This is a genomic window from Methylomonas koyamae (genome assembly GCF_001644025.1).
GTDB lineage: Bacteria > Pseudomonadota > Gammaproteobacteria > Methylococcales > Methylomonadaceae > Methylomonas > Methylomonas koyamae_A.
The window spans coordinates 1-6,217 of sequence record NZ_LUUK01000117.1; the positions used below are offsets into that span (position 1 = coordinate 1).

Below are 6,217 nucleotides of genomic sequence, written 5' to 3' on the forward strand. Positions count from 1 at the left end.
GCCCTGCGCGGGCGGCCGTTGCCGGACAAGATCCAAATGTATTTTCAACAAGTCGGCATGTTTTTACTAATGATGCTGATGGCGCTGGCGATGTTTTTGGATATCGATCGATTGTTCCAATAACTTGGAACGATTCGCGCCGCGTCGAGTCAACCGCTTTCTTTCCCATCCCTCGGACTATTCCATGAAAACATTGTTTCGAACCCTGGTGATTGCCGCTTCGGCCGCGATCAGTGCGAACGCGGCCGCCGACGAAGCCGCCATCAAGAAAGCCTTGACCGAATTCATGCCGTCCGGACAGGTCGATTCAATCACGCCGGCTGAAATCAAGGGTTTATACGAAGTGACGATGGGCGCCAATATTTTCTATGCCTCGGAAGACGGAAAGTATCTGTTGCAAGGACAGTTGTTCGATGCCGAGGCCAAGAAAAACATCACCGAAACCAAGCAGGCCGGCGCCAGAAAAAACGCGCTGGACAAAGTCGGCGAGAAAAATATGATTATTTTCAAGCCAGAATCGCCTAAGCATCAGGTCTCGGTGTTCACTGACATCGATTGCGGCTATTGTCGGAAACTGCATTCCGAGATGGAGCAATATCAGGCGCAGGGCATCACCATACGCTACCTGTTTTTCCCCAGGGCCGGCAAAGGTTCGGATTCCTATAAGAAAGCGGTGTCGGTCTGGTGCGCGCCTGATCGTAACAAGGCGCTGACCTCTGCCAAGAAAGGCGAAAATCTGGATAGCAAGGCCTGTGACAATCCGGTCGACAATCACATGGCTTTGGGCGAGGAATTCGGCATGAACGGCACGCCGATGATTGTCACCGAAAAAGGTAACGTATTACCGGGATACGTGCCGGCAGCCCAGCTCGCCAAAATCCTGTCCAGCGAATAAGCCGGCGGTTTGCTCGCCAAACTCCCGCTAAGCGACCGTTTAGCGGGTTTTAGACCACTTTAAAAAAAATTTCAAGAAGACTCGCTGCCCTAGCGTATCGTAACTTCTACCCGCCGATTTTTCGGTTCCGGTGTTTCGTCGGCGGTTTTTACCAGCGGGTTTTTCTCACCGTGAGAAGTCACCGCAATTTCCTTGACATCCAACTGTCCGGCACCAAATAGCTTAGCCACTTGTTCGGCACGTTCTTTCGCCAACGTCTCGTTGTCCGCCGCCGCGCCGACGGTGTCGGTGTGGCCGATGATGGAAATATCGGCGGCCGGGTGACGGCTCGCCGATTCGATGATTTTAGGCAACTGCGCCGCCGATTCCGCTGTCAAGCGGGTACCGCCGGTTTCGAAGTACAGCAGATATACTTCCGGCCTGACCGGCTCTGAGCCGAGCGCCCGACCGAAGTCTGATTCAATTTGTTTTTGGTCTGCCTGAAATACGTCCCCTTTCCGGTCGATGCGGGTCGCGGATCCGGCGCGGTCCAGCACCGTTTCGCCGTCGGCCGATTTGAACACGACCTGGCCGGTACTGCCGTCGTGATCTTCCAACAACACTAGATACGACGAGCTACAGCCGACGAACAGTGGCGCGACGGTCAGCAGCAGCGTTAAGGGTTTCATTCGATTGATAGTCATGGCTGCTCCCGCTTATGGATCGACTTTGGCCAGAAACCGCGTACCGCGCACCGCGATGACGCCGGACGGCGTTTTCAGCGTTACCGCCTCGGGCTTGAGTTTGGCGATAACCCCGGAAATGTATTGGAGCGTGCCTTTCAGCAAGCTGGCGTTCAGTTCCAAGCGCTCTTGTTGCGGTTCGAATTGGTAGGCCTTGATCTCCAGTTCGGTGTTCGGTCCTATCGATAGTACCGTGTTGTCTTTCAACGTAATTCCGGCCGCGCCGCGCTCGTCGGTTTTGATGACTTGACCGACTCTAATCGGCGAGCCTAATACAGCCGGAATTTGCAGATCGCCTTCGACAATCACCGTCGCGTCGGCGACCGTTTTGACGTAACCGATGGCCGATTGCTCCGCCCGGACCGAGCCGGCGGCACAGCTCAGCCAGATCAAACACAAGAATACGATTTTCATGGATGCCCTCTCGAAAGTCCGAAAGCCTTGCGCAGACAGCGCGGTGGGTTAGCGGGCAAGTATAGACAGCATTGCGGCTTATGCGGGTGGAAATTCAGCCCAGAACGTGCTGCCAACCTCCGGGATGCTGCTGACGCCGACTCGTCCCGCCATCAGCTCCGTCAGTTGCTTGGCGATAGCCAAGCCGATGCCTGTCCCTTCTATACCGCTATGTTCGGCATCCAGGCGTTCGAATGACTTGAATAGGCGATCGAGTTGCGCCGTGCTCAATCCCGGCCCGGTATCGGTCACCGCGATGCGGACGTAGCCGGCGTCGGTGGTCTGGGTCGACACGACGACGCGGCCGCCGGGCCGGTTATATTTGACGGCGTTGGACAAAAAGTTCAGCAAGACCTGCTTGGCGCGGCCTGCATCGGCGTAGAGACAGGTCGTCGGGGCCAGCGGGTTGGCCAGCTCTACGACAATCGCGTTCGGGTTGGCGAGCGGTGCGATCCAGGCCAAGCAGTCGTCCAACAGGGTTGTCAGTTCGACCGTGGTCAGGTTCAGACTCAGCTTTCCGGATTCGATTCTGGCCAAGTCCAGCAAATCGTTGATCAAATTCAGCAAGTGCATGCCGGCCTTGAATATTTCGTTTGCGGCTTCCAGATGTTCGGCGGCCAGCGGGTGCTCTGGGTCCTCCATTTGCAGCAACTGCGCAAAGCCGATCACCGCGTTCAATGGTGTGCGCAGTTCGTGGCCGATTTGGGCCATGAATTGGCTTTTGGCGGTACTCATTTGCTCGACGCGATCCATGGACTCGCGAATCTCGCTAAACTCCTCGGCTTTTTTAAGCAAGAGTTTTGCCATCAGCATGCGCTCGCTAAGGTCGTTGACCGTAATCACCGCGCCTAGTGCTTCACCTTGACTGCCGAACAGCGGTGCCACTACCAGATTGGCGGTCACACTTTGTTGATCGCTAACGGTCAGTCGGCAGTGTTCGAATTTGAGAGGCGCGTTTCCGCTCCGGCTCTCGGCGATCAATTCGCTAGGGAGCCAGAGCTTTCCGCCGGCTTGTGCTGAAAATAACTGGTCAATGTTACGGCCGGCTTCGAGTAACTTGGGACCGAACATATCCAACGCGCGGGAGTTCATGAAGTCGATTTCGCCGTTATCGCGCGTGGTCACGACAGCATCGACAATCGCATTCAATGTGATGTAAGCCCGTTTACGTTCGGCAAACAAGGATTGCAGCAGTTTTTCGAATTGGCGCCAGCTGCGCAGCGGATAGCTGAGGAATACGACCGTGACGGTGGCTGCCGGTGCAAACCAATAGCCGCCGAACGCCAACAACAACAGACTGAGAACGACCGTGCCAACCGCAAAGGCCGCTACGACCAGCGGCAGCCAGCGCGCCGGTGCCCAAGCGCCAGCACCGACGGTCAAGCCGGTCAGCAGCAGTGCCACACCGCACTGCCAGAGCCACGGCAGTTCTTGCCAAAATTTCTGTTTCAATAAGGCGTCCAGCCCGGCCGCGACAAATTCGACACCGCTTAGCGGCCGATTCCCAACCGCGAGCGGGGCCGGTAATTCTCGCTCGATGCCGGCGGCGGTCAGACCGACCAAGACGAATTTATCCTGGAAAACCTGGTCGGCCACGGCGCCGGACAGCACGTCGGCATAAGACACCCGGACGAAGTCGGTGCTGGTGTCGTAAAACGGCAAGCCGACCCGATAATCGCCGGCCAATCCGGTGGCGACGCCAGCCGGATTATTGCCTGTCCGCGCGCCGGTCGATGCTTTTAAAGCGTCCGGATAGCGGACCGCATAGGCTGCAAGTGCCATCGCCGGCCAACGAGCGGCGCCTAGCCCGCTCCATAACAGCAGGCCGCGCCCGACCCCGTCTTTGTCTATTTCCAAGTTGGCATGGCCCAGAATCGCCGCCGAGCGAAACGAAGCGATCGGCAAGGTTTCGACCAGGGAATCGGCGTTGCTTTCGATGATGACCGGTAGAATCACAGGGCCGCTGTTTCGCAAGGCCATGGATAGCTCGGCATCCGCTTCGGGGTGCTCGGCATCGGCCTCGGAGAACACAAAATCCAGCGCAATCGCGGTGGGCCGGGCCGCGGCCAATTTGCGCAATAGCTTGGCGTGGATATCGCGAGGCCACGGCCAGCGCCCCAGCGTGCCAAGACTGCGCTGATCGACTTCGACGATGACGATATCGGCGGAAGCGGGCTTGGCCAGCCAAGTCAAACAGGCGTCGTACAGCCAGCGGTCCAGTCGCCAAGCGGCGTCGGTCCAGGTCAAGGTCACTATCGCGGCGGCGAGGATTAGCGCGATGGGCGTTTGCTTGCTTAGCCGTCTTGGCATCGATGCGGAGAAAGTTTGAAGAATCACTGCCGATTATAGTCAGCGGACAGCGTTTTGGTATTTCGTCGCGGTTCGCGTTGCGAGCAAACATTCGTGGTTGCAGTTTTGGCGCGTCTGTAGGCCGGGACGAGATTTTTGCGTGGCTCCGCGCCAAACAGCCGGGGAGACGTCGCCTAACCCAATGGGCGAGCGACGGCCCTGATGGTTTCTAGAGCATTTTCTTCAACCGGTATAAGGTGTCCAAGGCCTGGCGCGGACTGAGGAGGTCCGGATCGATTTCTTCGAGCAGCACCACGGCGGGATGGCATTCGCGGCTGGTGAATAGGTCGAATTGGTTGATTTCCTGGTGGCTTTGCTGCTCGATGTAGGCGGTGTTTTCCAATTGCGCCAGCTTGTGCTTGGCGTTGGCGATCACCGATTGCGGCACACCGGCCAAGGCCGCGACCTGCAGTCCGTAACTTTGGCTGGCCGGGCCATCCTTGACCGCGTGCAAAAACACGATCTTGTCGCCGTGTTCCATCGCATCCAGATGAATGTTGTGGATGCCGGTTTGTTCTTCGGCCAGCGTGGTCAGCTCGAAGTAGTGGGTGGCGAACAAGGTAAAGGCTTTGACGTGGCGCGCCAAGTAGTCTGCGCAAGCCCAGGCTAGGGACAGGCCGTCGAAGGTGCTGGTGCCGCGGCCGATTTCGTCCATCAAAATCAAACTGTTGGCGCTGGCGTTGTGCAGGATGTTGGCGGTTTCCGACATCTCGACCATGAAGGTCGAGCGCCCGCTGGCCAGGTCGTCCGAGGCGCCGATGCGGGTGAAAATCTTGTCGACCGGGCCGCAGATCAAGGATTGCGCCGGCACGTAACAACCGATGTGGGCCAGCAACACGATCAGCGCCGCCTGGCGCATATAAGTCGACTTACCGCCCATGTTGGGCCCGGTGATCACCAGCATGCGGCGGTCGCCGGAAAAGTCCAAATCATTGGGGACGAACGGTATGCTGGACAATTGCTCCACCACCGGGTGACGGCCGGCGACGATATGGATGCCGGGCTCCTGAGTCAATACCGGCTGAGTCCAGTTCAGGGTTTCGGCGCGTTCGGCAAAGTTGACCAGCACGTCCAGCTCGGCCAGCGCTATGGCGCATTGTTGCAGGTCAAGTAAGGCCTCGCCCAACGTGGTCAGCAGTTCGTCATATAACGCTTTTTCGAAGGCCAGCGATTTTTCCCGCGCGCTGAGCACCTTGTCTTCGAACGATTTGAGTTCCGGCGTGATATAGCGCTCGGCGCCTTTCAGAGTTTGTTTGCGGGTGTAATGCACCGGTACCTTGTCGGCCTGGGCGTTGGAAATTTCGATGTAATAGCCGTGCACCCGGTTGTAATTGACCTTGAGATTGGCAATACCGGTGGCGGCGCGCTCGCGCTGTTCCATGTCGATCAGAAACTGGTCGGCGTTTTGGCTGAGATTGCGCAATTCGTCCAGCTCGGCGTTGAAACCCGGCGCGATCACGCCGCCGTCGCGGATCAACATCGGTGGGTTTTCGATGATGGCGCGTTGTAACAGTTCTACCAATTCAGGGTGTTCGCGCAACTGGCCGCATAACGCTTCCAGATGCGGATTGTCGCTGCCGGCCAGTTTTTGTTGCAATTCGGGTAGCACCGACAGGGTCAGCCGCAAGGTCAGCAGGTCGCGCGGCCGCGCCGATTTCAACGCAATCCGCGAGCTGATGCGTTCGATGTCGCCGACTTGGCGCAAACTGGTTTGCAAATCAAGGTATAGCTCGTTTTCGAGCAGGCTGGCGATGCAGGCATAGCGGCCGTTGACCACGGCCTGGTCGCGCAACGGCCG

General features: G+C 57.8%; 5 protein-coding genes. 1 reads left to right on the forward strand and 4 read right to left on the reverse strand.

Annotated elements, in window-relative coordinates; all coding sequences use genetic code 11:
• The first annotated feature begins 184 nt into the window (after positions 1-184).
• A complete protein-coding gene (locus tag A1355_RS09080; protein ID WP_064027213.1) occupies positions 185-895 on the forward strand; it encodes a DsbC family protein in 711 nt (236 codons plus the stop codon).
• 89 nt (positions 896-984) lie between these two features.
• On the opposite strand, the gene A1355_RS09085 is transcribed toward A1355_RS09080, so the two are convergent.
• The 4 genes from A1355_RS09085 to mutS form a co-directional block, all read right to left on the reverse strand.
• On the reverse strand, positions 985-1,578 hold the full coding sequence (locus A1355_RS09085; RefSeq protein WP_064027215.1) for an OmpA family protein: 594 nt from the start codon (positions 1,576-1,578) through the stop codon (positions 985-987).
• A 12-nt stretch (positions 1,579-1,590) separates the two neighbouring features.
• The gene (locus tag A1355_RS09090; RefSeq protein ID WP_064027217.1) at positions 1,591-2,031 is read right to left on the reverse strand and encodes a FecR family protein; all 441 of its coding nucleotides are present in this window, start codon (positions 2,029-2,031) and stop codon (positions 1,591-1,593) included.
• A 78-nt stretch (positions 2,032-2,109) separates the two neighbouring features.
• Positions 2,110-4,380 carry a CHASE2 domain-containing protein gene (locus A1355_RS09095; RefSeq protein WP_064027219.1) on the reverse strand — a complete coding sequence of 757 codons (2,271 nt, stop codon included), beginning with the start codon at positions 4,378-4,380 and terminating at the stop codon, positions 2,110-2,112.
• A gap of 208 nt (positions 4,381-4,588) precedes the next feature.
• A partial coding sequence (gene mutS / locus A1355_RS09100; RefSeq protein ID WP_064027222.1) for a DNA mismatch repair protein MutS occupies positions 4,589-6,217 on the reverse strand: 1,629 nt, incomplete at its 5' end.

What these genes read in the sequence shown, in the direction of transcription:
- A1355_RS09095 (WP_064027219.1), bottom strand. Translation starts at nt 4,380, where the DNA reads ATGCCAAGACGGCTAAGCAAGCAAACGCCCATCGCGCTAATCCTCGCC.
- A1355_RS09090 (WP_064027217.1), bottom strand. Translation starts at nt 2,031, where the DNA reads ATGAAAATCGTATTCTTGTGTTTGATCTGGCTGAGCTGTGCCGCCGGC.
- A1355_RS09080 (WP_064027213.1), top strand. Translation starts at nt 185, where the DNA reads ATGAAAACATTGTTTCGAACCCTGGTGATTGCCGCTTCGGCCGCGATC.
- A1355_RS09085 (WP_064027215.1), bottom strand. Translation starts at nt 1,578, where the DNA reads ATGACTATCAATCGAATGAAACCCTTAACGCTGCTGCTGACCGTCGCG.